This window comes from Paenibacillus eucommiae, from assembly GCF_017874215.1.
GTDB classification, from domain to species: domain Bacteria; phylum Bacillota; class Bacilli; order Paenibacillales; family NBRC-103111; genus Paenibacillus_AI; species Paenibacillus_AI eucommiae.
The window spans coordinates 121,895-148,411 of the sequence record NZ_JAGGLB010000009.1; the positions used below are offsets into that span (position 1 = coordinate 121,895).

At 45.0% G+C, this 26,517-nt stretch carries 18 protein-coding genes, 2 pseudogenes and 1 riboswitch; of the genes and pseudogenes, 6 read left to right on the forward strand and 14 right to left on the reverse strand.

All coding sequences use genetic code 11. The features are described 5' to 3' along the window. Positions 1–110 precede the first annotated feature (110 nt). Positions 111–1,013 carry a manganese catalase family protein gene (locus J2Z66_RS15240; RefSeq protein WP_209972299.1) on the forward strand — a complete coding sequence of 301 codons (903 nt, stop codon included), beginning with the start codon at positions 111–113 and terminating at the stop codon, positions 1,011–1,013. Positions 1,014–1,519: 506 nt separating this feature from the next. Here the strand turns inward: J2Z66_RS15240 and J2Z66_RS15245 are convergent. The 10 genes from J2Z66_RS15245 to greA all read right to left on the reverse strand — a co-directional run bounded on the left by J2Z66_RS15245 (position 1,520) and on the right by greA (position 12,469). Next, on the reverse strand, positions 1,520–1,834 hold the full coding sequence (locus J2Z66_RS15245) for a DMT family transporter (protein ID WP_209972300.1): 315 nt from the start codon (positions 1,832–1,834) through the stop codon (positions 1,520–1,522). Continuing rightward, a complete protein-coding gene (locus J2Z66_RS15250; RefSeq protein WP_281068837.1) occupies positions 1,831–2,229 on the reverse strand; it encodes a DMT family transporter in 399 nt (132 codons plus the stop codon). The genes J2Z66_RS15245 and J2Z66_RS15250 overlap by 4 nt, the downstream gene beginning before the upstream one ends. A gap of 86 nt (positions 2,230–2,315) precedes the next feature. Further along, positions 2,316–2,416, reverse strand: a riboswitch (guanidine-I (ykkC/yxkD leader). Positions 2,417–2,481: 65 nt separating this feature from the next. Further along, on the reverse strand, positions 2,482–3,084 hold the full coding sequence (locus J2Z66_RS15255; RefSeq protein ID WP_209972301.1) for a class I SAM-dependent methyltransferase: 603 nt from the start codon (positions 3,082–3,084) through the stop codon (positions 2,482–2,484). Between the two features lie 87 nt (positions 3,085–3,171). After that, positions 3,172–4,737 (reverse strand): histidine kinase N-terminal 7TM domain-containing diguanylate cyclase, encoded by a 1,566-nt coding sequence (locus tag J2Z66_RS15260; protein ID WP_209972302.1) that lies wholly within the window; start codon positions 4,735–4,737, stop codon positions 3,172–3,174. 150 nt (positions 4,738–4,887) lie between these two features. Further along, positions 4,888–5,262, reverse strand: coding sequence for a PilZ domain-containing protein (locus J2Z66_RS15265; protein ID WP_209972303.1), 375 nt, complete (start codon positions 5,260–5,262; stop codon positions 4,888–4,890). 135 nt (positions 5,263–5,397) lie between these two features. Beyond that, positions 5,398–6,846 (reverse strand): DEAD/DEAH box helicase, encoded by a 1,449-nt coding sequence (locus J2Z66_RS15270; protein WP_209972304.1) that lies wholly within the window; start codon positions 6,844–6,846, stop codon positions 5,398–5,400. 724 nt (positions 6,847–7,570) lie between these two features. Then, positions 7,571–8,125, reverse strand: a complete 555-nt coding sequence (locus J2Z66_RS42650) for a hypothetical protein (RefSeq protein WP_245375567.1) — start codon at positions 8,123–8,125, stop codon at positions 7,571–7,573. A 40-nt stretch (positions 8,126–8,165) separates the two neighbouring features. Then, positions 8,166–9,368, reverse strand: coding sequence for a ParM/StbA family protein (locus J2Z66_RS15280; RefSeq protein ID WP_209972305.1), 1,203 nt, complete (start codon positions 9,366–9,368; stop codon positions 8,166–8,168). A 1,038-nt stretch (positions 9,369–10,406) separates the two neighbouring features. Beyond that, a complete protein-coding gene (locus J2Z66_RS15285; RefSeq protein WP_209972306.1) occupies positions 10,407–11,624 on the reverse strand; it encodes a multidrug effflux MFS transporter in 1,218 nt (405 codons plus the stop codon). A gap of 365 nt (positions 11,625–11,989) precedes the next feature. After that, a complete protein-coding gene (greA, locus tag J2Z66_RS15290; RefSeq protein WP_209972307.1) occupies positions 11,990–12,469 on the reverse strand; it encodes a transcription elongation factor GreA in 480 nt (159 codons plus the stop codon). A gap of 291 nt (positions 12,470–12,760) precedes the next feature. On the opposite strand from greA, the gene J2Z66_RS15295 reads away from it, so the two are divergent. After that, entirely contained in the window at positions 12,761–13,858 is a 1,098-nt protein-coding gene (locus J2Z66_RS15295) for a PRK06851 family protein (protein WP_209972398.1), read from the forward strand. A gap of 379 nt (positions 13,859–14,237) precedes the next feature. On the opposite strand, the gene J2Z66_RS15300 is transcribed toward J2Z66_RS15295, so the two are convergent. Then, positions 14,238–14,657 carry a winged helix-turn-helix transcriptional regulator gene (locus J2Z66_RS15300; RefSeq protein WP_209972308.1) on the reverse strand — a complete coding sequence of 140 codons (420 nt, stop codon included), beginning with the start codon at positions 14,655–14,657 and terminating at the stop codon, positions 14,238–14,240. Positions 14,658–14,946: 289 nt separating this feature from the next. On the opposite strand from J2Z66_RS15300, the pseudogene J2Z66_RS15305 reads away from it, so the two are divergent. Together J2Z66_RS15305 and J2Z66_RS15310 are read left to right on the forward strand one after the other, a co-directional pair. Next, positions 14,947–16,249 (forward strand): annotated as a pseudogene (locus tag J2Z66_RS15305) (MFS transporter). A gap of 13 nt (positions 16,250–16,262) precedes the next feature. Continuing rightward, positions 16,263–17,111 carry an aldo/keto reductase gene (locus tag J2Z66_RS15310; protein ID WP_209972309.1) on the forward strand — a complete coding sequence of 283 codons (849 nt, stop codon included), beginning with the start codon at positions 16,263–16,265 and terminating at the stop codon, positions 17,109–17,111. Positions 17,112–17,882: 771 nt separating this feature from the next. Here the strand turns inward: J2Z66_RS15310 and rlmN are convergent. Further along, entirely contained in the window at positions 17,883–18,977 is a 1,095-nt protein-coding gene (rlmN, locus tag J2Z66_RS15315) for a dual-specificity RNA methyltransferase RlmN (protein WP_209972310.1), read from the reverse strand. 161 nt (positions 18,978–19,138) lie between these two features. Here rlmN and J2Z66_RS15320 point away from each other — a divergent pair, with 161 nt between their 5' ends. Beyond that, positions 19,139–22,294, forward strand: a complete 3,156-nt coding sequence (locus J2Z66_RS15320; RefSeq protein WP_245375568.1) for an ATP-binding protein — start codon at positions 19,139–19,141, stop codon at positions 22,292–22,294. Here J2Z66_RS15320 and J2Z66_RS15325 read toward each other — a convergent pair. Next, positions 22,275–22,790 carry an RDD family protein gene (locus J2Z66_RS15325; protein WP_312894587.1) on the reverse strand — a complete coding sequence of 172 codons (516 nt, stop codon included), beginning with the start codon at positions 22,788–22,790 and terminating at the stop codon, positions 22,275–22,277. The genes J2Z66_RS15320 and J2Z66_RS15325 overlap by 20 nt on opposite strands. 586 nt (positions 22,791–23,376) lie before the next feature. Here J2Z66_RS15325 and J2Z66_RS44075 point away from each other — a divergent pair. Further along, positions 23,377–25,201, forward strand: a pseudogene (locus J2Z66_RS44075) (sulfatase family protein). Positions 25,202–25,328: 127 nt separating this feature from the next. On the opposite strand, the gene J2Z66_RS15335 reads toward J2Z66_RS44075, so the two are convergent. Then, complete coding sequence (locus tag J2Z66_RS15335) at positions 25,329–26,495, reverse strand: M20 family metallopeptidase (RefSeq protein ID WP_209972311.1); 1,167 nt, start codon at positions 26,493–26,495, stop codon at positions 25,329–25,331. Positions 26,496–26,517: the final 22 nt, after the last annotated feature.

A 26,517-nucleotide genomic window follows, 5' to 3' on the forward strand; every position in this document is an offset into this window, starting at 1 on the left:
AAAATTCAGATGTTTGTTTTTCAGTGGCGCAGGGTATTATATGAAATCGGTATAAAAAGGTAGTACCCCGGTAGCCCTATCTAATCAAATACTCTGGAGGTTGGTCATTTATGTTTAAACGGATGGATGAAATTGCGATTGAAATCCCCGATGTTGAGAAGCCGGACGCTAACGCTGCTGCTGCTATACAAGAGCTGTTAGGCGGGAAGTTCGGAGAAATGTCGACGTTAAACAATTACCTGTATCAATCTTTCAATTTCCGGTCAAAAGAAAAACTTAAGCCTTTTTACGATTTGGTGATGAGCATCACGGCCGAAGAGCTTGGCCACGTCGAGCTGGTATCTCATGCAATCAACAAATGTCTGCGAGGCTCAACGGAGTATAAAGAGCCGGATGAAACCCCGCTCGGCTCCGCCAAAGATGCACGCTTGTCCTATCATTTCCTGGCTGGGGCTCAAGGCGCCATGCCGTTCGACTCCATGGGCAATCCATGGACTGGAGCCAATGTATTCAACAGTGGCAACCTGGTGGAGGATTTGCTTCATAATTTCTTCCTCGAATGTGGCGCCAGAACACATAAAATGAAAGTGTACGAAATGACGGATCACCCGGCTGCACGCGCCGTTATAGGATTCCTCCTTGTTCGGGGCGGGGTTCACGTTGTTGCCTATGCTAAGGCATTAGAAATCGCTACAGGCGTTAATGTAACTAAATTAGTACCGATCCCTTCTTTAAGCAACAAGTCCTTTAACGAGGCCAGGAAATATGAGGAAAAAGGCGTGCACACGAAGCTGTATACGTGGAGTGATAGCGACTTCACCTCGATCGATCAGATCTGGAAGGGGACGCATCCTGAAGACGGCCTACCACTGGAAGTCATCCAAGGCGCACCAAAAGGTGTACCGATTCCTGAAGCCCCTGCTGTCGAAGAGGAATTCGCACCGGGAATCTCCGCTGAAGACTTTAAAGCAATTGCAAAACGGCTTAAAATGGCCGGCAATATTGCAAAATAGGCTTGAAAAACACCTAAACAAAAAACAAAAGGACCTAGCCTTGAGGCTAAGTTCTTTTTGTTTGGACTGAATGTCTGCCCACTCAGCAACCCTTCTGCTAAAATTTCACTTTTACGGACATGAGGTACGCTATTTTACCATTTATCTCTTTTTCCACGATAGTTACGAACATACGTTCCGCTATTCGTTTAAAATTCATGATTTCGGAGCGGTTTCAGCATCAATAAAGGCTCTCATGTCCGTTAGCACCTCAAAAGCCTCTAAATTGTTAGAATAGCGGATCTGAGGTCCGTAAGGCTCATGCCTTTGCATTTGCGGCGTGCAGCAAGTCAAAAAGCCTGCTGGGATTTTCAGATCCTGATAATTCATCTTTGCTTGGCATGTACCTGTAGCTGTTTCTGTAGCTATGTCTATAGCTATGTCTGTATCTATATACCTGTATCTATATACCCGTATCTATATACCTGTATCTATACCTGTATCTATACCTGCCGCTAAAGAACTGTCTAGGGAACTAGCTTTAATCCAACAGCAGCGCCAAGAACCATCGCAATAAAAAGAATTCTTTTCATATTTTTCGGTTCACCATATAACCACATGCCCAGAATGGCTCCACCTGATGCTCCAATCCCCGTCCAGACCGCATAAGCGGTACCCATGGGTAAGGTTTTCATTGCAATGGCGAGAAATAGAAAGCTTGCTCCGAACCCTGTAATCAGCAAAGCAAACGCGAGCCAGCTCCGGTCTCTGTGTAATTTATTTATCATAGCTACACCAAACATCTCAAATACACCCGCTAGTATAAGGAAAACCCAGTTCATACCATACCAGCTCCTTTCTCATCCTTTTCATCCGCCTCATTCTTCCCATTCTTCTCATTTGTCTCGTGCGTCTCATCCGTCTCATGCGTTACCATTTTGAGCCCAATCACTCCAGCCAATAAAATAGCAATCAGCACCATCTTCATGATTTTAAACGGCTCGCCAAAAAAGATAATTTCTGAAAGCACAGTGCCTGCAGTTCCCATCCCGACAAAAACAGCATACACCGTTCCAACGGAAAGATGCCGGCCGGCCATAATCATATAGTAAAAACTAATACAAATAGCAAGGATCGTACCGCTCCATTCCAGCCAGCCGCTTGCATGCTTCAGACCAATCACCCAGCCCACTTCAAATAATGCCGCTATAAAGACCTTGACCCAATGCATGTTCATTCTTCATCACGCTCCTGTTCCTCATCTTGTGTAGTATGTGCGGAAAAAAAACAAAAAACCCAAGAGAAGGCTGCATAAAGCAGCTATTCTCCCAGGTTTTTATCCTTCCGTGGCACAGCGTAAAGCTGTGAGTTTTCTCTCGGACCAGACCAGCCAGTGCAGCCGCGGAACCCTAGAAAACATATTTATTAAGTTGATTCCAATTATACACAACCTAATCATCTAGTCAAGAGTAGTAGGTTGCCATAATTTCTACTTTCTAACACACCATGTGGTCATACAGCGCTGGCCAGCTACTTGAACCGTCTTAATAGGCTCAAATAAGCTCCCCTTCAGCTCTTCCGTAATTCTCACTATCATGTCCTCGTCAACGAGAAAGCGGGTGCTCCCGTCTGGAAGCTGAAAACGCTGTTCACCCACTGGCTTTATCTTGGTTTCAATACCAATTGAGGAGGCAAGACGCATAAAAAGGTATCCGCCAGGCTTTAACACCCGCCATAGTTCTTGGAGCATTTGCATAAAATGCGCCTCATTTCTAGCAAAATGAAGGACTGCGCTGCTTATAACAAAATCAAAGCTTTCTGCAGCAAAGCTCATGTTCTCCACCGCTTCAACACGGGCGCGCTCGTTCGACCAGCCAGGTGCTAGCTTGGCAGCAAGCCTCTGAACAGCTTGAATCGCTTCCTCAGACCGGTCCACTGCATACACCTCATACCCGCCGCGCAGCAAATATATAAGATTTCGTCCAGCACCGCATCCGGCGTCAAGAATCTGCATATTTTTCGTAATACGTCCTTTTAACAGCTGATCAAATAAATAAATATCTATATCGCCAAGCTGCTCAAGAAGATCCATCCTACACCTCCTCCCTTAAAAGAGCCCCAGTGCCACTAATATTATTTATAAAATTTACAAAATAACTAATATTTCCCAAATAATCATTCAAACTTCCACAGTTGAAGGTCTTTTACCCAAAGTAGTCTTGTTTTTTCCGGATTCCTTGGATATATAAAGCGCCTCATCCGCTTTATGGTATAATTCCTCGAACATAACGCCAGCCTTGTCTGCATAAACGGCCCCAATACTCGCCGTGATGTAAATTTGCTTCCCTATATGAAGATCGATTTGATGTGAGGCTATTGCAATCCGGAATTTTTCTGCTTCTTCCAGAAGCTCACTTTCACTGAACCCAGCAAGACATACCGCAAATTCCTCTCCGCCCACTCTACCCACGATACCCTTGCCATAAAACAAGCGCTGCATTAACGCAGAGAAAGCAATAAGAGCTTGATCACCTGCCAGATGCCCATAAGTATCATTTATAGATTTAAAATCATCAATATCAACCAACAGCAGAGAAATCCCTACGCTCTCCTTTTCCAGCTGATCCTTGACCTTGCGGAGGAAATGCTTGCGATTACATACACCGGTTAAATCATCGATAGTTGCCTGATGAATCAATTCCCGCTCATAGCGCTTTTTGTCACTACGATCATTGAGTATGAGCAGCATGCCTGTAGGCTGTGCGTCTTTGACGCCAATTGGAATTAGTGATATCCCATACCAAACATCCTTCGCCTCTCCAATAGCGATCTCCAGGTGACTCTCTTGTTTGGTGCTATATGCACCCAACAGCTCAGGCTGGCTTGTTAAAAAGAGGCTAATGGGCTGACCAATCCACACTTGAGGACGTTTGCCCCTCATAACTGACAGCATGTGTTCAGCAGACTGATTCAAGTCTACAATCGCATCATACCGATCCATCAGTACAATTCCGTCTTTCATGCTTTCAAAAATTTTATCCTTGGCGATAGGCCAAATAGATGACAACTGACTGCGAAAAAGAGCAAAATAAACAATGACACCAGCCGGAAGGAACGATAGCGCTGTAAATCCAATGACCTGGGTCTTCAGGAGAGGGAACAATAGCAGCAGTAGAACCGGACTCACCAGACCTGCCAACAGCAGGAGATGCTGCTTGAAAGCATGCTTGGGTGTACGGTGCAGATTAGCTGCGAGAATGAAGAGGCCGTAGAGATAAAGCAATTGGTTGTAGCCTATCAACGCCTTGTTTAGCAAGGTTGGCTGAATCTTAACTCCACTTAATCCCTCCACAGTTTCCAATCCTATATCGCCGCGCATCAGATGATGAAACTGGTCTGTGTAAATTAGCAGTACATAAGCTATAAGTGGAATCGATAATAGTATACATGTTTTTTTCATTTCATTCGTCGATTTCCCGACATAATCTTTAGCAAATAGATAGAGAAGCAGCCCACAAGAAAAAAGCGGAATTTGCTGCACATTCCTCCACCACAATTTGGCTGTGAATGAATCGGCCGTCAGCTCGAAAACCGTTGTCAGGATCATTAAACTGTTCAGCAGCGATACGATCCACACGTACCGCCTGCCCGGCAGCTTCCGATATTTATAAGCAATAGCGCTCATATAAGCGCCACAAAAGAAACCCATTACCAAGTAATATTGATATCCTTGCATCCACTGCATGTGATATTTCCCCTAGTAGTCAATACGTACTTGTTTATTATATCCTACATCTTCCTATAATTACTATGAGGAGATTTTTGGGGTTTACAAGGTTTTTTAGAGGAGTTTCCTTTGGTTTCCCTTGATTTCCCTGCATAAATTATGTTTAAATTATGCTTCGCTAGAGCCCTGCTTCTGCATTTTGGAGTAGGCTTTTAATTCTTCCGTTATTAATTTCTGATAGGCTGGCTCGATTCTGATTCCGTATCGATGGGCGTGAGGTCTGGTATCCTGCCAAATTATCGTTCCGCGTAATTCCACATTTTGTGTCAACTTCAGGGTTAAAATAATTTTGCATTCGTTGTATTTCACTTTGAAATTCAGCTGTGACTCCAGCTTGCAGCCATTGGAGCTCAAATCCAAAATATATGCCTTCCCTTGATTAGAATCCAGTTGACAGTTATTGATCTCATACAATTGTATCGAACAAGGCATTTCTGGGGAAAAAGAATAACGCAAAGGTTCATTTCGTCTTGAATGGTTCATCGCACCAGCTGCCTCCGATTAATCCAAACATATTATGCTAAATTCAGCTATACAGTTCATAAAACGTATTTTCTATAATATTAAACTATTGAGCCCTATTTGTTTAGTGACTTTTAGTCCTATCTTCTAGAGATTTCATTGGATAAACGCCTGATGAACCTTTAGCAGCTTCCCTTTAACCGTTGTATTCTTCATAGCCTTGATCACAAGCGGACCCTTGCCATTCAAAATATCAACATAGGATACGTTATCCTGTATAGTAATAATGCCTATATCCTCCGCCGTTATTCCCTCGATCCTGGAGATTGTACCCACGAAGTCCAAAGCTCTAATCTTCTTTTTCTTACCGCCATTGAAATACAGCTTCATAATATCTTGATTTAACTGTTCATTCTTATCCTTCTTGATGGCTGGTTGAAAGTTAATCTTCTCATCAAAAGCCTCTTGTCTGACTGCAATTTCCTCTTCTGAGGGCGCTTTCCGCCTTGGAATTTCAAAGCCTATGTAGCTTTCAATTTCAATTAAGAACTTCTCTTCAAAAGGTGTCATGAACGTAATGGCTTTGCCTGTTTTACCTGCGCGGCCCGTTCTTCCTGTACGATGCACATAGCTTTCTTTTTCTAAGGGCAGGTCATAGTTGATCACGTGCGTGATATTTTCAATATCAATACCTCGCGCCGCTACATCGGTTGCTACCAAGTAACGAAATTCCCCCCTTTTAAATTCATTCATTACTGCAAAACGGTCCCCCTGCTCCATGCCCCCATGAATTTTGGCACACGGATATTCCAAAGATGCTAACTGCTCGGCTACCTGATCCACATGCTCCTGCGTCCGGCAAAAAATAATACAGCTATCCGGATTCTCAACAATCGTTACAGCCTTAAGCAGGGCAAATTTATCGGCATCTTTCACCTCAAACAGAGAATGCTCAATAGTAGCTGTCGTTACCCCAGCCGCTTTGATCTCAATATGAACGGGATCTTGCATATATTTATGGCATAGCTTCTCCACATCTTCCGGTAAAGTAGCCGAAAATAACATAGTCACCCGATCTTTAGGCAGCTCCTGAATGATCGCTTCTACTTGCTCGATAAACCCCATATTTAGCATCTCATCGGCTTCATCTATAACCAGATACTCCAGTCGGTCCAAAGCAAGCGTCCCTTTTTCAATATGATCCAGCACACGTCCCGGAGTTCCTACAACCACGTGGCTTTTTTGCTTTAATTCCGCTTTTTGCTTAGCAAAAGGCTGCTTCCCATACACGGCCGTCGCCTTAATGCGTTTAAAGCGGCCAATATTTGTGATATCCTCTCTCACTTGGGCAGCAAGCTCCCGGGTTGGTGTCAGTATTAGCGCTTGCGGCTTATTTTCCTTCCAGTCTATCAGGTCACAAATCGGGATGCCAAAGGCTGCTGTCTTGCCGCTTCCCGTTTGCGACTTCACGACCAAATCCTTCTTCGCAAGAGCAACGGGAATAACTTCGCTTTGAACCTCTGTTGGCTTCTCATAATTCAAGCTTTCCAACGCACGTACTATTTCTTCAGTTAAATTATAATCTTTAAAAAGCTGCTCACTCATATACTAACCTCTTCTTTTGTATGATTCGTCTCATGTTATAGATTTCCAGGATTCCATTTATCGTATACATGTAAGGATGGATGTATGGCAAGATGTATGGCTGGATATGTAGTGGATATATGAAAATATGAACGTCACCCTGTCCACAAGACCCAGGAAGGCTTATACTGGCCTGTAACGATTAACATAGCGATGTTTTTCATCGTTAAGTCAAGCATATATCGTCAATTAAGCACGATAACGATGTTTTTCATCACTAAGTAAGCCATACATTCACTTTTCAGCTGACTTCTGGTCTTTTAATGATGTTTTTCATCGCTAAAGTGGGGCACTCACTTTACAATGGGCTCGATAGCGATGAAAAACATCGTTATCGAGATGGAGAAATATGGAGAAGCACGGGGAGGGCATGGAGAGACATGGGGATCCCCTTTCTACTATGAAGCATCCACTTATATCCAACTTCAACATTTCATATCCAATAATACACTTTCATAAAGAGCATTCATTAAGAGCTGACAAAAGCCGACAACATATTTCGGCGGCCTGCTAAACTAAATTGCCTCTTTTGAATGGGCTCAAAAACAAGTAACACCAAGTATTATTCAATAATACTTGGTGTTACCATCGAAAGAAAATATTCCAAATATTTCAGTGGGATACTTACCATCACTTAGTGATGCTAAGGGTGACTAAGTATTGTCCAGACATACTTCGAGTCCTTTTATGTCCAAGAATCAATATCTTCGTCATCAATTTCTTCTTCGACCTCTTCTACAGTCCTTTTTGCCGTCCCTTGAACCAAATCCTGCGCAGGCTCTTGGGTAGGTTGGACAGTTTGGGATGCTTGAGCTGCTTGGGCAGTTTGACCAGGTTCTTTTGCAGGTTCCACCATCGCTTTTTCAATGGCTTCTTCCCTTGCTTCTTTTGAAGGCTCTTCTTTTGAATCGAGCTCTTGAGCTTGGCCAACTGCTGAGTTTACTGAGTCAGCTGCATTTGCTACATTTGATGGATCTACCGGCACGGGCTCTGGCAGCACGGCGGCGGTTGCAGCTATTTCATTGTTGGCATACAATCCCAAGGCTCCCGAAATATTTCTATCTGATGGAATAAATTGCTGTAAATTTCTTATCCCATTTTGTTGAATCTCGTTTTCGATAAGAAAGCGAATGGAATCCATTAAATTAGTCTGGCTGTTTAACCAATCCAAAATCGCCGCGGATTCAGTTTTTTTCGTCTTCAAACTGATATTGTCACCGGGAATTTTCAGTTTTTTCATCGGTTATCACCCACCCTTTGGCTGCCATCTTTCTGATCCATTATACAACAGCTGTCTTTTTCGCTTTATTTTTAAGCGCCTCATAAATTTTGCCGCGGACAAAAGCATCCATACCCTGAGCATTCATGGTTACCGCGTACTGAGCCGGGATGTACAAAAGCTTGATCTCACGCTCATCACTAAGCTCTTTAAGCATTGGATACAGAACGGAACGCATCAAAATACTGCCTCCACCATACACACAAATAATATCAATTTCATTTCTTGATTTCGTCAGCTGCTTGCGGATATTTTGAATGATTTGTTTAGCCTGAGCTTCCAGCGGTCTCTTTAACGTCTTTATGGCTCTTGCATAATATTTATGATTTGGATTCTTGAGAACATCGCTGAAAAATTGTCGCGGACTTTCTGCCAAATGGATCAGCTTATTAAACTCATCCAACGCTTCCTCGATCGCATAACCGGCTCCATGATGACTGCCCTGTACGAACTGGCGCAAAAATTTATTGCCCTCAGTGATCGGATACTCAGTAGAACCGTCGCCGATATCGGTATGCAGAATTTTCTTGTCCTTAAAATAGCTGCCGTTAAAGCCTTCCTTCAACCCGTAGGTTTGCACAAACTCCTCGAAAATATCGCCTTCTCTCCACTCGCCGCTCAAATCCTTCTGCAGTGCGAAGATAACAGGCGTTGCCTCCGGAATGACTTTGGTGAAATCAAAAGCAATCTTTACCGCTACGCGATGCTTGCCCAGATGCACAGTTACATTATGAGTCGCATCCATGTACCTTTTCTCAAATTTGGATGAAGATTCATCCGTATGCTGCGTAATAGGCAGCGCTGATACCATATCAACCTTGATCTCAATATCGGTAGGTATTTTCTTTTTTTCTTCAAAAGCCTTCTGTACAGCCACCGCTGCAATTTGGGCCAAAGTATTAACGATCGGCAAATCCATATCGCTTTTCTGATCAATTCCTACCTGTAAATTGTCGATCAGTTCGCCGCTTTCCAGAGCAAACTTCCCAATATAGTACATACCTGGCCGTGCAGAAGGCGAGTCAATCGTTACGACTAATTGATCTTGAAGGTTTTTGATAAAGCTTTCCGGTGGTTGCTCTTCGCTCCAAGGGAGCAGATCCACACCACAATTTACATTCGGCTGCTGTATAAGTCTTCCATCAACAATAATATCATGCTCACTGTTCCCATTATCATTTCCAACAAAAAAATGGTACTGCATCTTACACACCTCCAAATGATCTCGTTTTACACGAGTAATACTTAACACTACCAAAAAATATACTATTTAGTAATACGAAGAAACACTAGGTAATACCAAATAATACTTAAAAACATAATATAATACCCGAGGTAATTATCGCTCTGCCAACCTAGCACATTTCATTTTTCTCTTACTCTTATATTCTATTTTAATTCCCGATTTCCTGCCAAACTAAGTAATTTAAATCTAATATACACCCAGAAAGACACTAAAATTTTGCTTAAAAAGGCCCCATTCTATTGTAATTTTCCATATTTCCCTAAAATAAAGGACTACAAAATACTACTTTATATTACCAAACATTACTTTGCGCCACCAAAAGACATCTTGCGACAAATTTCCTCCAAGGAATTAAGAAAATGCCTTGCGGCGCCCTTTGAGGTGCGTGTTCGTGACTTGGGTGCGTTGCGGAGGGAATGGCTGTGGGCTCCAGCCGCTGTTAAAGAAAACGCCTTGCTGGCGTCCTTTGATGTGCATGTTCGTGACTTGGGTGGTTGCGGAGGGAATGGCTGTGGGCTCCAGCCGCTGTTAAAGATTTGTTCCCTTGAATGGTATACATGAGGACGTAGGAACAAATCTTTAAAGGCGGACGCTACCGCTCTTCCTCCCACAGCCATTCCCTCTCTTTAGCTACAATCACAAGAATCACACGAACACCAAAGCTCAAACGGACAGCCTTCAAGGGTTTCTCTCTTGGTTAGAAGAGATTTCCTAGCAGGCGCAGGCGCTGGATATGACGAGAGCACCCAGCCGAGAAGGATCTGCTGCTTTAACGATGTTTTTCATCGTTAAATGCATCAGGCCCTCCCACATCCTTGCTTTAACGATGAAAAACATCGTTAAAATCCCTTTTCCCCACCCTGAGAGGTCATCAGTCCTCTTTTAACGATGAAAAACATCGTTAAGTGAAGCACACGCTCAATTCTATAAAGCACTTTACTTTATTATATGTAAAAAAAAAGGACCGCAACTAGGCAGCCCTTCCAACATCCCTGCTCAGTCTAAAGCTTTTGGCTCTGTTCCGTCCCCACCCTTTTTCACCAGCAGGAAGTAAGCTAATAGTGCCGCGGTACTCGTTGACAGGATAATCACTCCCAGCGGAACAGCTGTGTGTTCACCCGCTATTCCGACAAGCGGAGAAACGACCGCCCCAAGCAGGAACGGGATGAGGCCAAGTAAAGCAGCCGCGCTGCCCGCCATATGACCCTGGCTCTCCATCGCAAGTGAGAATGCAGCCGTCGACGTAATACCGATTGAGGCAACAAAGAAGAACAGCGGAATTACCAGCGCATACAGCGGTCCATGAACGGTGGCAACTATCAGAACGGTCACACTTGCAAGTCCAGCCAGCCACAGGCCGATCAGCAGGAAGGCGCGTTCCGATACACGGTGCGACATCCGCCCGACCAGCTGGGAGCCGATTATCAGACTGATGCCGTTCGAGCCGAACAAAATAGCAAATACAGCAGGTGAAACGCCGTAAATATTTTGATAAATAAAGGGCGTCCCAGAGACATATGCGAAGACCCCTGCGATCATAATGCCCTGGGTCAGCATGTAACCCGCGAACTGCCGCTGCCGCAAAAGCGATACGAAACTTTTCAACTGCTGCTTAAAATTGCTCGGCATACGCCGCTCGACTGGCAAGGTTTCCTGCAGTCTCCACTTCGTCATCATCAGAAGGTAGATACCCAGCAGTCCAAGCGTGATAAATACACCAATCCATGAGGAGAAGGAAAGCACGCCGCTGCCTGCCACCGGCGCCACGAGAGGCCCCAGATTACCAACAAGCATGAGCAGCGAGAAAAATTTCGTCAGTTCCTGACCGCTGAACAGGTCACGCGCGATTGCACGGGAGATAACGATCCCCGCCGAAGCGGCAAAGCCCTGCACGAAGCGGAATACGATCAGAAGCTCAATATGTGAAGAGAATGCGCAGGCAAATGAAGCAGCCACATAAAAGATCATGGAAATGATCAACGGCCTGCGTCTCCCGTGTACGTCACTAAGCGACCCCATAACGAGCTGGCCGACACCAAGTCCCAAGAGGCAGGCTGTGAGGCTTAGCTGCACCAGTGAAGCTGTCGTATCGAACTGTTTCACAATCTCGGGGAACGCCGGTAAATACATATCAATCGTAAAAGGTCCTAATGTTGAAAAAAGACCCAGTAGCAAAGCCAATCTAAACACATTCTGCTTGTTCTTGGTGTTCATAATAAGTTAGTTCTCCTCCAATTCTACTATCCGTCTCCATGAATATAATCTCTCTTTATTGCTTTCGGGCTTGTACGAAGCTTCCGCAAACTACCTGTACGACTCGAAGCAAAATATTCTGTTTCCCATCCTATCACATATGGGAGTAAACTGTAACAGAAAATGTTTACTAGTTATCACCCACAGTTCCAAGCAAGTTAAAAAGGCCCGCACCAGTCCTCAAAAACGGACTAATCGGACCTCTTATATTTAATTTTTGTTAACATGGCTTGAATTAGAGAATTAAATAGTTGGATTACATAATTTTGATTAAATGGCGTGGATTACATAACTTAATTACATAACCTACATAGCTTAATCTCATACTACATAGCTTTAATTTCAAGCAGCTCATATTTAATGATTCCCATTGGTGCGTTTACGCTAATAATACTTCCTACTTTTTTGCCTAAAAGCTCTTTGCCTAATGGGCTCTCGTAGGATATTTTATTATCCTGAACATCTGCCTCGGCAGCGCCAACAATTTTATATTGGATTTTTTCAGAAAACTCAATATCATTCAGAATGACAACGGAGCCAATATTAACGATGGAAAGATTCAAATTTTCCGAATCGACAACCCGGGCTTTAGTAATCATTTTTTCCAGAATCATGATTCTGGTTTCCATGAAAGATTGGTCATTTTTGGCAGAATGGTATTCACTGTTTTCCTTCAAATCCCCATAACTAATAGCCAATTTAAGACGTTCGGCTAATTCTTTGCGTTTTACGGTTTTAAGATCCTTAAGCTCAGACTCCAGCTTGGCTAGTCCCTCTTTGGTTACAATTACTTCATCATTTGACATTTTTACAACTCCTATTTTACTTTCTTTATTCAATTCTAACCTATATCGGGCAAACATGCGACAAGCGAACCTTGAATTGGTCTTAGTATTTACTCCAAAAAGCACATTTAACGACTAGCAAAACTGGAATAAAAGGGGGCCAGCTTTACTTGTACTTGTCGCCGCGGCGCTAAAGTCTAGACGGATGATTCTGCTATCTCTAACCAAAATCCGGAAATCGGCTGCACCTTTTCTCGGGAGAACTAATACGATGAAGCATGCATGATATTAGCCTAGAGAGGTGTGACCATGATGACTGGGGATATCAAAAATTTTTATGCAGGCGGCAATACCGCTCGCGGCTTCAGCAGTTTGTTCGATTCTTCCTTGCAAGGTCTGGAACGGCTTTTTATTCTAAAAGGGGGGCCGGGTACAGGAAAGTCGGGAATTATTCGGGCCATCGGGAACCGCGTGGCGAGTGATGGACATGACATCTGGTTTATTCATTGCGCTTCGGACAATAAGTCGCTGGACGGATTGATCATTCCGGATTTGAAGGTAGGCATCGTGGATGGAACGGCTCCGCATGTCATAGAGCCCAAGCTGCCGGGTGCCGTCGAGCAATATGTGAATTTGGGAGAAGCCTGGAATGCGACCCAACTGAGAGGGCAAAAACCGGAAATAGAGCGGCTCAATGGTGAAATTTCTCAAGCGTATGAGCAGGCATATTCCGGCTTTGCAGAAGCACTTCGCATACATGACGGCTGGGAAGCCCTCTACATTGCAAACATGGATTTCCAAGCTGCTGATGAGCTGACCGATGAATACATTCAAATTCTCTACGGTATTAGAAATCAGCAAAAACAGAGCCGGGTTGACCATCGGTTTCTTGGAGCTGCCACCCCGCAAGGTGCTGTCGATCATGTCCCCAATCTGACCGAGGGCTTAAAAAGATATCTGATCAAAGGCAGACCAGGTTCCGGTAAATCCACCATGCTGAAAAAGCTGGCATCCGTAGCGATAGAACGCGGCTTCGATGTAGAGATCTACCATTGTGGCTTCGACCCAAACAGCCTGGACATGATCATAGTCAGGGAGTTAGGATTCGCTATCTTTGACAGCACTGCACCGCACGAGTACTTCCCTGATAGCCCCTCTGACGAAATTATAGATATGTATACACGCTGTATAAAGCCTGGAACGGATGAGGCCCACGCAGAGGTAATTACTGACCTCAAGCAGCAATACTCTGCAAAAATGCAGGAATCGATCCAGTTCCTGGCGCAAGCCAAAGCTTTGCATGATGCACTGGAACAAATCTACGTGCAGTCTATGGATTTCCGCATCGTAGATCGAATCAGGAATCAAATCCAGGAAGAAATCATAAGTATTGCTGCTTTTGTTGAGTGAGTGAGTAATTTCTGCGGGAGAACACAAATAAAGGCCATGATTCCTTAGAACAGGGAATTATGGCCTTTAATTCATTCATATATAGTTCAAAGTCAACATAAGTACTCGACGAAATACAGCGAGCGGCACAGACTTACTCTGGCCAGAGCCCTATGATGAAGTTGGCTGATAACATTGGCTGAGGTAGGTTATGGGCAGCGTGAAAGAACCAGTAGTGGACATGAGAGCCCTTATTTACTCAGAATAGGGCTAAAACACAAGAAAAAAACATAAATAAGCGCTCCTGTGTCCGTAAGTAGTCCAAATCATGTGATTTTACCACAAATAGCGTCCCTGATGTCCGTAAGCATTTCGATCCTAAAGCATTTCGCTATGATAATCACAGAAGCACTTCATGATCCTTGTTTCCGTTGCCAACTGCCTGCGTGTCTTTTCCCTTATTATTCAATATATTATCCTCCAACACGGCGAATTTATCGCCATATTCTTTGATAATATGGATCTCGCCCCAAGCGCATAGGGAGTCTAAAATCGATTTCAAGCTCCACCCATATTCACTGAGCTCGTACTCCACTTTTGGAGGAACCTGATTGTAGCTGATGCGGTTCACAATGCCATCTTGTTCTAATTCTCTAAGCTGCTGGGTTAACATTTTTTGCGTAATTCCGGGCATAATACGTTTTAATTCACTTGTTCGTTTGGTTCCATATGTTAAATGGCATAGGATTACACATTTCCACTTTCCCCCGATAACTTCCAGGGTAGCTTCTACGGAGATGTTATATTTCTTTTTGACCACGATTTTTCCTCCTCCATACGAGTTTCTAAAACTTATAACGCTCTAACGAATATCCCACTTGAATCTTGTGACTTTTTAGCGACTTCTTAGCGTCTTGTGAGCATAAGTGGCAAGTTGGTTTGAGCCTTCATTTTTTAGATCGAGTCGCGAAATTTTATGGGTACTTTAAAGTACCTATAGTACTTTTCGGTATCTTTAGTACTTGAAAGTACGTACTGTTCATTTTGGACCGAATAATTCATAATAGCATTTACCGGCCGGAAACACCATACGCTAGGAGTGAATGCAAATGTCCTTAGATAAAAAGAGAAGTACGCTCGCGCTCCTTGCGTTAGCGATAAGCGCCTTTGCGATTGGAACAACAGAGTTTATCAGTGTGGGGCTGCTCCCCCTAATCGCTGAAGACCTCCATATATCTATCACAACATCCGCGTTAACAGTTACTTTATACGCTTTAGGGATCACTTTTGGAGCTCCCATTTTAACGTCTCTAACGTCGACTATCCCGCGCAAATCCTTATTGTTTTGGATTATGATTGTGTTTATTGCGGGTAATGCGCTTGCCGCCTTTTCGAATGGGATTGTCATACTGCTCATCGCACGCGTCATCTCATCGTTGGCACATGGTATATTTATGTCCATTGGTTCCACCATCGCGGCAGATCTGGTACCTGAGAACCGTCGGGCTAGTGCCATAGCGATTATGTTCTCTGGGCTCACAGTAGCTACCGTAACAGGAGTTCCTCTAGGCACCATGATTGGACAGCAGTTCGGGTGGCGGGCAGCTTTTATAGGTATAGTAGCTATCGGTATCCTGGCTCTCATTGCCAATATGATGCTAATTCCTTCTAATTTTCGCAAAGGTGTCCCAACACCGATTCACGAGCAGCTTAAACTGGTTACGAATCGACGATTGCTGCTTGCATTCTCGATCACTGCCATTGGGTACGGAGGTACATTTGTCGTATTTACTTATTTATCCCCGTTACTTCATGACATAACCGGTTTTCAGGAAAAAACGGTGGCGCTCATCCTTCTTTTATACGGAATAGCCATTGCCATCGGCAACGTTATCGGGGGAAAAGCGGCCAACCGCAAGCCCATTTCCGCCTTGTTCTATATGTTTGCTTTGCAATCCATTGTCCTCCTCATTTTGTTGTTCACAGCACCATTTAAAGCTGCAGGCCTAGTAACCATTTTCTTTATGGGATTATTAGCTTTTATGAATGTACCAGGACTGCAGGTGTATGTGGTTATGCTGGCTGAACGATATGCCCCTAAATCAGTTGATGTAGCTTCTGCTGTCAATATTGCCGCTTTTTAATGCAGGCATTGCGATTGGAGCGTTTCTGGGGGGAATTGTTACTGCGAAAATGGGGCTGATTCATACAACGTGGGTTGGCGCATTAATGGTGCTTGGAGCTGTGATTTTGACAGGCTGGGCACGTAAATTGGAAAGAAAAGATGAGGCAGCCCTCAAGAAAGAATCATTAACAGCATCATTAAAAAAATCTTTTAAAACATCTACAGAAGCACCTGTGGAAGAACCTTTAAAAGAACCCGTGAATGCTAATACAAAACAATATATTTAGGAGGCAATTCAATATGGTGACAAATCTAAATCTACAGGATACAACAACACTGCACAACGGTATACAAATGCCCTGGTTTGGCATCGGGGTATTTAAAGTAGAAGAAGGCTCAGAATTGGTACAGGCTATAAAATCAGCCGTCAAGCATGGTTACCGCAGCATCGATACTGCCGCTATATATGAGAATGAAACCAGTGTCGGTCAGGGAATCCGCGAAGCCTTGCTTGAGAGCCAAATCCCCAGAGAGGAGCTCTTCGTAACATCAAAAGTTTGGAATGCCGACCTTGGCTACGAATCAACACTCGCGGCATATGAAACAAGCTTAAACAAGCTCGGTCTGGAGTATCTCGATCTGTATCTCATTCATTGGCCGGTTAAAGGTAAGTATAAAGAGGCGTGGAGAGCTTTGGAGACCTTATACAAGGAAGGCCGGGTAAAAGCAATCGGGGTAAGCAATTTCCAAATTCATCATCTCGAAGATGTAATGAAGGATGCCGAAGTTAGACCTATGGTCAACCAAGTAGAATACCACCCTCTTTTAAGTCAAAAAGAACTGCTGCGCTTCTCCAAAGAACAGGGCATTCAGCTGGAAGCCTGGTCTCCGTTAATGCAAGGCCAGCTCTTGGATCACCCGGTCTTAAAGGAAATCGCAAGCAAGCATGGCAAATCGGTTGCCCAAGTCATTCTGCGCTGGGATTTACAGCATGGCGTTGTAACGATTCCTAAATCCACCAAAGAGCATCGCATTATCGAAAACGCGTCTGTATTTGATTTTGAGCTAACAGCTGCAGATATCGCCCAAATCGATGGGTTGAACCAGGATCAACGCGTTGGTCCGGACCCGGACAACTTTGATTTTTAAGTAAGAAAAACGCTTTGCGGGACTGTTGACAAATTACCTTTTTGACGAAATTGACGTTTGAGAACCCGCATAAACACTGGGAATCTAAAAGTCTTTTTTCGAAAAATTGGCTTTTGTCAACAGTCCCTTGCAGCGTCCTTTGATGAGCCTGTTCGTGACTTGGGTGCGTTGCTTGAGGGAATGACTGTGGGATCCAGCCGCTGTTAAAAATTTGTTCACTTGAATGGTATGCATGATGAGGTAGGAACAAATCTTTAAAGGCGGACGCTACTGCTCTTCCTCCCACAGCCATTCCCCCTCTTTAGCTACAATCCCACGAATCACACGAACACCAAGCTCAAACGGACAGCCAGCAAGGGTTTTCTCTTGTTTGTAGGAGATTTACCGGGGCAAAGGCGCTGGGGATGAGGAACAGCCCCGCCGGCACGCACAAAAGAGAAGACCTGCTACTTTAACGATGAAAATCATCGTTAAAAGCAGCAGGTCCTCTCTACATCCTTGATTTAACGATGTTTTTCATCGTTAAATCCCTCTTATTCACCCTGAGGCGGCCATCCGACCTCTTTTAACGATGAAAAACATCGTTAACGTTTTAATTGGCCTGGAAACACTTACTTTAACGATGAAAAACATCGTTAAAAGCAGCAGAAACTGCAGTTACTGCAGACGCTCCATGTTTCCTGAACCATTGGGACAGTGCTCATAACTAAATATATATAGTAGGATCTTGTTAGCGGCTGCAATTCCACACCCTATTACCTTATGACCCTGTTACGTTACAGTACTTTGCTGGCCTGGGTTGTTCTCCACGGCTTCTTTCTTGACTTGTTTGCTTCTCAATTGTCCGCACGCAGCATCAATATCCGTTCCATGTTCTAGGCGAATACTGCAGCTAATATTTTGCTTTTTCAATATATCGTAGAACGCTAGCACGGACGCCTTCTCGCTCCTCTGATACTGGCTATGCTCGTCTACTGGATTATAGGGGATTAAATTCACATTGGCGAGTTGCCGTTTATCGCTGATCAGCTCAGCGAGCTCCAGGGCATGCTCCTTGCGATCATTGACATCCTTAAGCAGGATATATTCCAGCGTAATCCTTCTTTTCGTTTTTTCCAAATAGTAATCAATGGCTTGCATTAATTTTTCCATCGGGATCGCACGGTTTATTTTCATGATCTGCGTTCGAAGCTCGTTATTAGGCGCATGTAAAGAGATCGCCAGGTTAACCTTCAGATTCATATCTGCGAATTCATAGATTTTATTGGCAAGGCCGCTTGTCGAGACCGTGATATGTCTGGCTGCAATGTCCAGCCCCTTCTGATCTTTAATCACAAGTATAAAGTCTACAAGGTTCTTGAAATTATCAAAGGGTTCACCTATGCCCATGACCACAACGTGGCTCACATGCTCATCCAGTCCCGCCTTGTCCAGATGCTGCTGAACCTTCATGATCTGCTCTACAATTTCGCCGCTGGATAAGTCGCGCTTCTTGGGCAACAGCCCGCTCGCACAAAAGCTGCACCCGATGTTACAGCCTACCTGGGTCGTGACACAAACTGACAAGCCGTATTTATGCCTCATTAATACCGTTTCAATCAAATCGCCATCCCTGAGCTTGAACAGAAACTTAATCGTTCCATCCTGTGATTCTTGCTTCAGATGCTCGTTTAAGGTTTGAATGACGAAATGCTCTGCCAATAATTGCACACACTCTTTATTAGCATCCATTTCTGAAAAGTCAGTAACCCTTTTTCTGTATAGCGAGTCCCAGACTTGGGAGGCCCGGGATTTTTTATGCCCATATTCCGCCAGCCAAGCTGTCAATTGATCAAATGTTAATCCATAAATGGAGTGTTTATTCATTGCCCATCCTCTTTTCAAAACTTTAAAATGCCAGCCGTTTCTATATAAAACAGTCGAGTCTAATCCTCTGTGTATCATTGTCCCAAAAATTTTTTATTAAAGCAAGGAAATTAGATATTCCTTTCTTTTTTATGTATGCAAAGAACCAAAGGTGGAAGATATTGCTGAGTAACGGCGCAGGAAGGGATCTAACTTTTTTTGTCGAAATTTATACCATTATGATGATTAAAAGAAAAATTTTTTTTACTATAGGTGTATTCTTTCTTCTACTGACTAGTGTACGCTTACTCTGGATTATGCTTCCAGCCCTGCCTGATCACCCTCAAGCGGTTCAAGGTCAGCTGGATTTGCGCAATTGGGATTTTACCAAGGAGAGTGCGATTCCGCTGAACGGTCAGTGGGAATTTTATCCTCATCTCTTTCTTATGCCAAACAGTGGCCATCCTGCTCCCATTCCTGACGAACGAGAGCTTATTCAGGTTCCCGGAAAATGGAACAACAGCTTGTCACCAGAGAAGAACTCTACCTTCGGCTACGGCTCCTACCGCATCCGCATGCTGATTCAACCCGAAGCGAAGCAAATCTACAGCATCCGTGTTCCAAGTGTACCCTCCTCCTCCGAGTTGTACGTAAATGGTCAATTACTAGCCAAATCCGGGCAGCCCGCTTCGAGTGCTAATCTGTACACACCGCGGAATGTCCCATATACCGTTTCCTTCACAACGGACCGCAATGAAATTGAGATCATTCTTCATGTCGCTAACTACGACGACCGCATTATGGGCGGTATTGTATGGCCCATCAAGTTCGGAAGCGAACGTGCAATCAGCAAGACAGTGTCGTTCTCCACTGGGTCGCAAATGGCCGTGTTCCTTATTCTTCTGATGCACTCTTTATATGCTTTTTTCTTATATTTCCTGGGATCACGCCAGAAGGCGCTGCTCTATTTCTCCCTGCTGATTAATTGTGCAATTATCACTCTTCTTATTGACGACGATCGGCTTTTGCTCACTTGGCTGCCGATTAGCTTTGAATGGTGCCTGAAGCTATATTATCTGTCCTTTCTTGGTGTCGCCCTATTCATATTTAAATATACCTGTCTGCTATTGCCTCAATATGCAAACCTCAAGGGCTTGCGCGCGTACACCGCATTGGCTGCCGTTTATTCAATCATCGTACTGTTCACGCCTGTCAAATATGTAATGCTTACAGATGCTATTCATACCCTGTTCGTCCTCATTCCGTTCTTCATCGTTCCCGTGTTATCCTTCCGTGCAGTTTTGAAGGGCAATGAGGACGCCATCTATTTACTGTTAGGTATGACCGGCATTACAACCAACGTAGTCTGGGGTGCGATCAAAAATACGGGTTGGATGGAAATGGGTTTCTATCCCCTTGATATCATTGCCTGTTTCGTAGCTCTCGCATTATTCTGGTTTAAACGCTATCTTCGCAGTTCTGCGCAGACGGCCGAGCTAGCCGGACAATTGCTGGAAGCAGATAAGCGAAAAGATGACTTTCTGCTCAACACCTCGCATGAATTAAGAAATCCGCTGCACGGTATGATGAGCATCGCCCAAACCATAATCAGCAGCGACAACCGCTATGACGAGGACACCAACAGGAAGAACATGGAGCTGCTTATTTCTGTTGGCAGAAGAATGTCCTACATGCTGAATGACCTGGTTGATTTAACCCGCCTTAAGGAGAGCCGCATTCAGCTTCATGTCGCTCCACTTCGGCTGCAAACTGTTGCTTCGGGCGTGATCGATATGATCCGTTTCATGACTGGAGACAAGTCTGTCCGCTTGATCAATAGCGTCCCTGCTGCCTTTCCTCCTGTTATGGCCGATGAAAACCGCCTGATTCAAATCCTTTTTAATTTGCTCCACAATGCGGTAAAATTCACACACGAAGGAACGATTACCATTGAGGCTCAAATAAAAGATGGTATCGCAGTTATACTTATAACGGATACGGGAACCGGTATAGATGAGAAGACGAAACTAAGAATATTCGAGCCCTATGATCAGGGCAATTTGGACAGAACACTTAGCGCAAGCGGGCTGGGGCTTGGCTTAAGCATCAGCAAGCAGCTTGTGGAGCTGCATCAAGGAACGATTACGGTCACCTCTACGCCAGGCCAGGGATCCGTATTTGCCTTTACCTTGCCGGTTTCCGATGCCCCACTACAGCAAGAAGCCGCCGTTCCTGCCCTGCTCTCTCAGACCTATTCAGAAATGGCTGTATCCCTTGCATCCATGTCATCTCTTACCCCGACAAGTTCTAAGCCGTCCTCTATACTTGCTGCTGACAATCCCAGCATCTTGATCGTCGATGACGACCCACTTAACTTGAGTATCTTAGTCAATGTCCTTTCTTTGGAGCGTTACGACATCGTCAAGGCTAATAGTGGGCGGGAGGCCCTCTCACTTCTGGATAGCAGAGCATGGGACTTAATCATTACGGATGTGATGATGCCTCAAATGTCTGGCTATGAGTTAACTCGTGCCATACGTGAACGCTTCCCGGTTACCGAGCTTCCTATCCTGCTCCTAACCGCACGGAATCGTCCGGAAGACATCGATACAGGGTTTGTGGCAGGCGCTAATGATTATGTGATCAAACCGGTTGATGCGGTAGAGTTGAAATCCCGTGTACGCGCATTAACTGGAATTAAGAAATCCATTCGCGAAAGGCTTCGGATGGAAGCCGCATGGCTTCAGGCGCAAATTCAGCCGCATTTTCTATACAATACGTTGAATTCGATAGCCGCACTCAGCGAGATCGATACGACAAGAATGCGTGCTTTGCTTGACGCCTTTGCAGAATATTTGCGCTCAAGCTTTGACTTCCTGAATTCAGATCAGGTTGTACCGCTTGAGCATGAGCTGAATCTTGTTCGTTCTTATCTGTATATTGAGAAGGAGCGTTTCGAAGAAAGGCTTCAGGTAACCTGGGAAGTGAATGAAAGCCTGCTGCTGCAGCTGCGCCTTCTCCCCCTTTCCATTCAGCCCCTTGTAGAGAACGCGGTAAGGCATGGCATCCTGATGCGTATCCAAGGTGGAACGATTCACATCCGGATTACAGATTTCGAAGATTATGCGGAGATATCCGTTAAGGATGACGGAGTGGGGATGGATGAGCTTACGATACGTCATTTACTCGACAGCCGCCGCTCTAACCGCAAATCAGGAATCGGCCTGCGCAATACGGATCAACGGTTAAAACAGCTGTACGGCAAAGGCCTGCAAATCGAGAGCTCTCCTGATAAAGGGACGACGGTTACTTTTATGGTCAAGAAATTAGAACCCTAGTGCGGACGATCCTATCATACAAAGCCTGCTTCTTTTTTGAAAAAATAGCTGTAAGGATGTAAGCAAACATGGCTCCATACACGAGCCCGCCAATCACATAATAGCTAAAGGGGACTGGCTGTTCACCGAGGACAACAAAACGATGAGCAAGGAAGTGGGACAACTCCCAAGGTATAAACTTAATTGCAGTCCTGGCAACGGAATGGGCAATAGACAGCGGCTTTCCTGAGTAATCGGTCACGCGGATGGCAGCCTTCCTTTTTCCGAAGGACTGACCTGCCAGCTTCGAGTCACAAATCACAAAATACGCGGAAACCGGCAGCGTCACGATCAAAAAGCCATAAAATTGAGACCAAGCCGGAGAATAAGTAAACAATTGCTGAACTTGCGGAAAAATAAACACGCTGATCACAAACACTAGCCCTAAATAAAACAGAATGATCAGATAGTCCCACATAAAGGCTTTGAGGCGTTGAAAAAAAGTCGCAGGAATGATGAATCCCCTCCTTCACTTAGTGATTCTATCCTTATTATGCCACAATTCATATGAGGTTTGACATCTAATTCAACAGTACTGAACATAACTTTCCAAGGAAATTCGGTACAGCCACTCCGCCAAAACCAAAAAAACCAGAACACCCTCTATAAAAAGGTCTCCTGATTTTTGAAATGGATTTCTGTGCAGCAATCGTCACCGTTCCATTGTTCGCTTGGATTGTGAGGCCGTCCGCCCTTGCCACCTGGTCTATCATTCACGCAGACGCCTTCTTTTCCTGTTCCAGTACTTGATCCATACACCACCAGCATCATCCCGAAACAGTCGGATTCCAACAAATTTAAGAGGCGTCCAGATTTCACTAAAATAGTATTGAGGCATACAAATCCATCCTTTATTAAGATCGGTCAAAGCTGCTAAATAAAGCTTGAAACACAATCCTAATATACAGCTTTAATTCGCAAAAGAAACCTAACTAAAGTTAGAAACGGGCAAAAAAGCCGGCGTTTTCTTAGAATTATCTTCTTTTTTAAAGCATTGCAACATAGTCTAGGGTAAAAAAACGCTAACCTAGGATGTGCATGCCATGAAGGATCAACCTCTCTCACAGAAGCCTGAAAAACCTAATTTTCTCGTAATCCTTGTAGATGAGGAACGGTATCCCCCCGTTTATGAAAACGCGGAAATAAAGGAATGGCGTAAACAAAATCTCCCTGCACAGGAATTTTTAAAATCTAATAGTATGGAATTCCACAGGCATTATATTGGAAGCGCAGCCTGCTGCCCTAGCCGGGCTACCTTATTGACCGGTCACTACCCCTCTCTCCATGGTGTCAGCCAAACAGATGGAATCGCCAAGCAGGCCTTTGATTCCGATATGTTTTGGCTCGGTAGAAACACGGTGCCTACAGTTGGAAATTATTTTCGCGAGGCTGGATACCAAACCTATTACAAAGGGAAGTGGCATATCTCCAACGAAAATATCGTGATCCCCGGTACGCACAAAGCCGTCCCTAGCTATCACCCCATCACTGGTGTGCCTGACAAGCAGCAAGAAGAATTGTACCTGCGGGCCAACCATTTGGACAGCTTCGGGTTTTCCAGCTGGATCGGCCCAGAACCCCATGGTACAAATCCGCGCAACTCCGGCTCATCCGCTGCTTTCGGCGTTAGCGGCAGAGACATTGTCTATGCTTCAGAAGTAGTTGATCTCATCAAGTCCCTCGACCGCGAGAAAGAAACCGACAACGAAGCGAAGCCGTGGCTCGTAGTAGCTTCATTTGTGAATCCTCACGATATTGTCTTGTACGGTGCGATCACTGCACAGCTTCCTACATTTAACTTTAATGTGGAGCCCATGCCCATGGTCCATCCACCTCCTACCATAAACGAACCCTTAAATACCAAGCCACGCTGTCAATCCAGCTATCAATATGTATATCCTAGAGTGTTACAGCCCATCATCGACCAGTCGGGAGTACCGCAAGCTTTACTATCAGCTGCAAAAAAATGCGGATCAGCAAATGCAAAAGGTTATTGATGCCCTTACCCACTCTTCCTTCTATGAAAATACGATCGTAATTTTTACATCTGATCATGGGGAATTACTGGGCGCTCACGGCCATCTTCATCAAAAATGGTACTGTGCTTACGAAGAAATGCTGCATGTCCCTTTTCTCATTCATAACAAAAATCTTTTTCCGCAGCATTCCCGTTGGGATACGCTTACAAGTCATGTTGATCTGCTGCCTACCCTGCTGGGTCTGGCTCATGCAGATGTTCAAGATATCCAAAGCCGCTTGCGCAGAAGCTTCAGCGAAGTTCACCCTCTTGTAGGGCGAGACCTTTCTCCGATTCTTTTGGAACATATAGAACATTTAGAGCATCCGGGGCGTCTGGAGTACTTGAGGCAGAACAAGTCTGTTCACGTCGAAGAACCTGTCTATTTTATGAGTGACGACGATGTTACACGTGGCCAGCACCAGATCAATCCTCTGGGAGTCCCTTATCCTTCCGTTGTACAACCTAATCATATCGAAACCGTCATCTCCAGCCTGCACAGAAACAATACGAAAGAATTGTGGAAGTACTCCCGTTACTTTGATAATGATCAATTCTGGAGCCACCCAGGCCGCAAAGATGTTACCTCCCAGCCCATGACAGATCCCGCTACAGGAATGCCGTCAACGCAGAATACTTACTATGTTACATCCGTCAAAACCCGGCCGGCCCCTGACGAGTATGAGCTGTACAACTTAACCGCAGACCCGCTTGAAACATGCAACCTTGCACATCCTGCTTTTGCTACGCTGCAAACCAAAAGTATTCAAGCATTTATGGCCTCTCTGTTAGAGGAACAGCGCAAGCAAAAACGATTAGAACCGACCAATTATAAGACTTATGGCTCCTGATCGAAAGGGATAGTGAATACAATGAAAATATGGACGTCCCTACAGATTCAGTTATTCAACTATTTTGACGCATACCTCTTTATCGCTGTGAAGCTGCACCGCAAAATTCAAAGCGACAGCCATAGCGTTATTTCCCAAATGCCAGCATAGTTTCTACGATGATTTCCGCGGCTAGCACGACTTGCTTTAATTCCACCCATTCATCCTTCGTATGGGCCTGATCGATCGACCCTGGGCCGAATACGACCGATGGTATCCCTACGTGCGTCAGCTTGCTAGCATCTGTACCGTATGGAACGCCATGCGTCCGAACCTCGCCGATCTTCTCCCCAGCCTTCGCCGTAACCAAGCGGACAATCTCGCTATCAGGACTCGTATCCATCGCGTAATCGAGCACAAAGGGCGGGTGAACGATAAGATTCAGCTGCTCATCCGTCGCCGCAAATAACGCCATCTCCGCCTGGATATCGCGCCACACCTGGTCGCTGTCTTCTCCTGGGATCGTGCGCCGGTCGATTTTGATCCGGCACCGCTCCGGAATCGTATTAGGTGCCACGCCTCCCGTGATTTCCGTCACATTAAGTGTCGCTTGGCCTACGAGCGGGTGCGTAACATCGCGCAAACGATCATTCATCGTCCGATCGATATGGTGTACGACCTTCATCATGCCGCTAATGGCGTTTACGCCTTCTTCAGGCTTAGAAGAATGGGCGGAGACGCCAATGGTCTCGATTTCGCAGCGGACGACGCCTTTATGCGCGACGACTGCCTGCAGCTCGGTCGGCTCGCCAACGATAGCAGCGGCAAAACGATGCCCCGCTTCCAGTACATCCAGCACGCCGAGAAAGTTAACTTCCTCATCAACAGTTGCTGCCATAAACACAGGCACATGAGGCTTGATGTCATTCGTGACAAACCACTCCATCGCAACCAGCATCGCCGCAATCGATGCCTTCGTGTCACAGGCGCCGCGGCCGTAAAGCTTGCCGTCACGAAGCTCCGCGCTGAACGGATCGATCGTCATGTTGGTGATCTGAACCGTATCCATATGCGCTTCCAGCAGCAAGCCAGGCACGTCATTCAACACCCCAGGCAATATGCCGATCACATTCGGCCGGTCTGGCCGTACTTCTCTCCGCTCGGAAGCAAGCCCGAGACGGGCGAAGAAAGCTTCCACATAATCAGCTATTTTCCGTTCAGGTACGCCGCCATCCAAATTCGGATTAACACTTGGGATCCGCACCAGATCCTGCAAGATTTGAAGCACACGCTGTTCCTCGATCTTTATGCTCATCACTCAGTTCTCCTCTGGTCGG

Coding starts and splice junctions, on each gene's coding strand:
- rlmN (WP_209972310.1), bottom strand. CDS start 18,977: ATGAATAAACACTCCATTTATGGATTAACATTTGATCAATTGACAGCT.
- J2Z66_RS15295 (WP_209972398.1), top strand. CDS start 12,761: ATGACTGGGGATATCAAAAATTTTTATGCAGGCGGCAATACCGCTCGC.
- J2Z66_RS42650 (WP_245375567.1), bottom strand. CDS start 8,125: ATGAAAAAACTGAAAATTCCCGGTGACAATATCAGTTTGAAGACGAAA.
- J2Z66_RS15250 (WP_281068837.1), bottom strand. CDS start 2,229: ATGAACATGCATTGGGTCAAGGTCTTTATAGCGGCATTATTTGAAGTG.
- J2Z66_RS15310 (WP_209972309.1), top strand. CDS start 16,263: ATGGTGACAAATCTAAATCTACAGGATACAACAACACTGCACAACGGT.
- J2Z66_RS15335 (WP_209972311.1), bottom strand. CDS start 26,495: ATGAGCATAAAGATCGAGGAACAGCGTGTGCTTCAAATCTTGCAGGAT.
- J2Z66_RS15240 (WP_209972299.1), top strand. CDS start 111: ATGTTTAAACGGATGGATGAAATTGCGATTGAAATCCCCGATGTTGAG.
- J2Z66_RS15280 (WP_209972305.1), bottom strand. CDS start 9,368: ATGCAGTACCATTTTTTTGTTGGAAATGATAATGGGAACAGTGAGCAT.
- greA (WP_209972307.1), bottom strand. CDS start 12,469: ATGTCAAATGATGAAGTAATTGTAACCAAAGAGGGACTAGCCAAGCTG.
- J2Z66_RS15255 (WP_209972301.1), bottom strand. CDS start 3,084: ATGGATCTTCTTGAGCAGCTTGGCGATATAGATATTTATTTATTTGAT.
- J2Z66_RS15265 (WP_209972303.1), bottom strand. CDS start 5,262: ATGAACCATTCAAGACGAAATGAACCTTTGCGTTATTCTTTTTCCCCA.
- J2Z66_RS15260 (WP_209972302.1), bottom strand. CDS start 4,737: ATGCAGTGGATGCAAGGATATCAATATTACTTGGTAATGGGTTTCTTT.
- J2Z66_RS15270 (WP_209972304.1), bottom strand. CDS start 6,846: ATGAGTGAGCAGCTTTTTAAAGATTATAATTTAACTGAAGAAATAGTA.
- J2Z66_RS15285 (WP_209972306.1), bottom strand. CDS start 11,624: ATGAACACCAAGAACAAGCAGAATGTGTTTAGATTGGCTTTGCTACTG.
- J2Z66_RS15245 (WP_209972300.1), bottom strand. CDS start 1,834: ATGAACTGGGTTTTCCTTATACTAGCGGGTGTATTTGAGATGTTTGGT.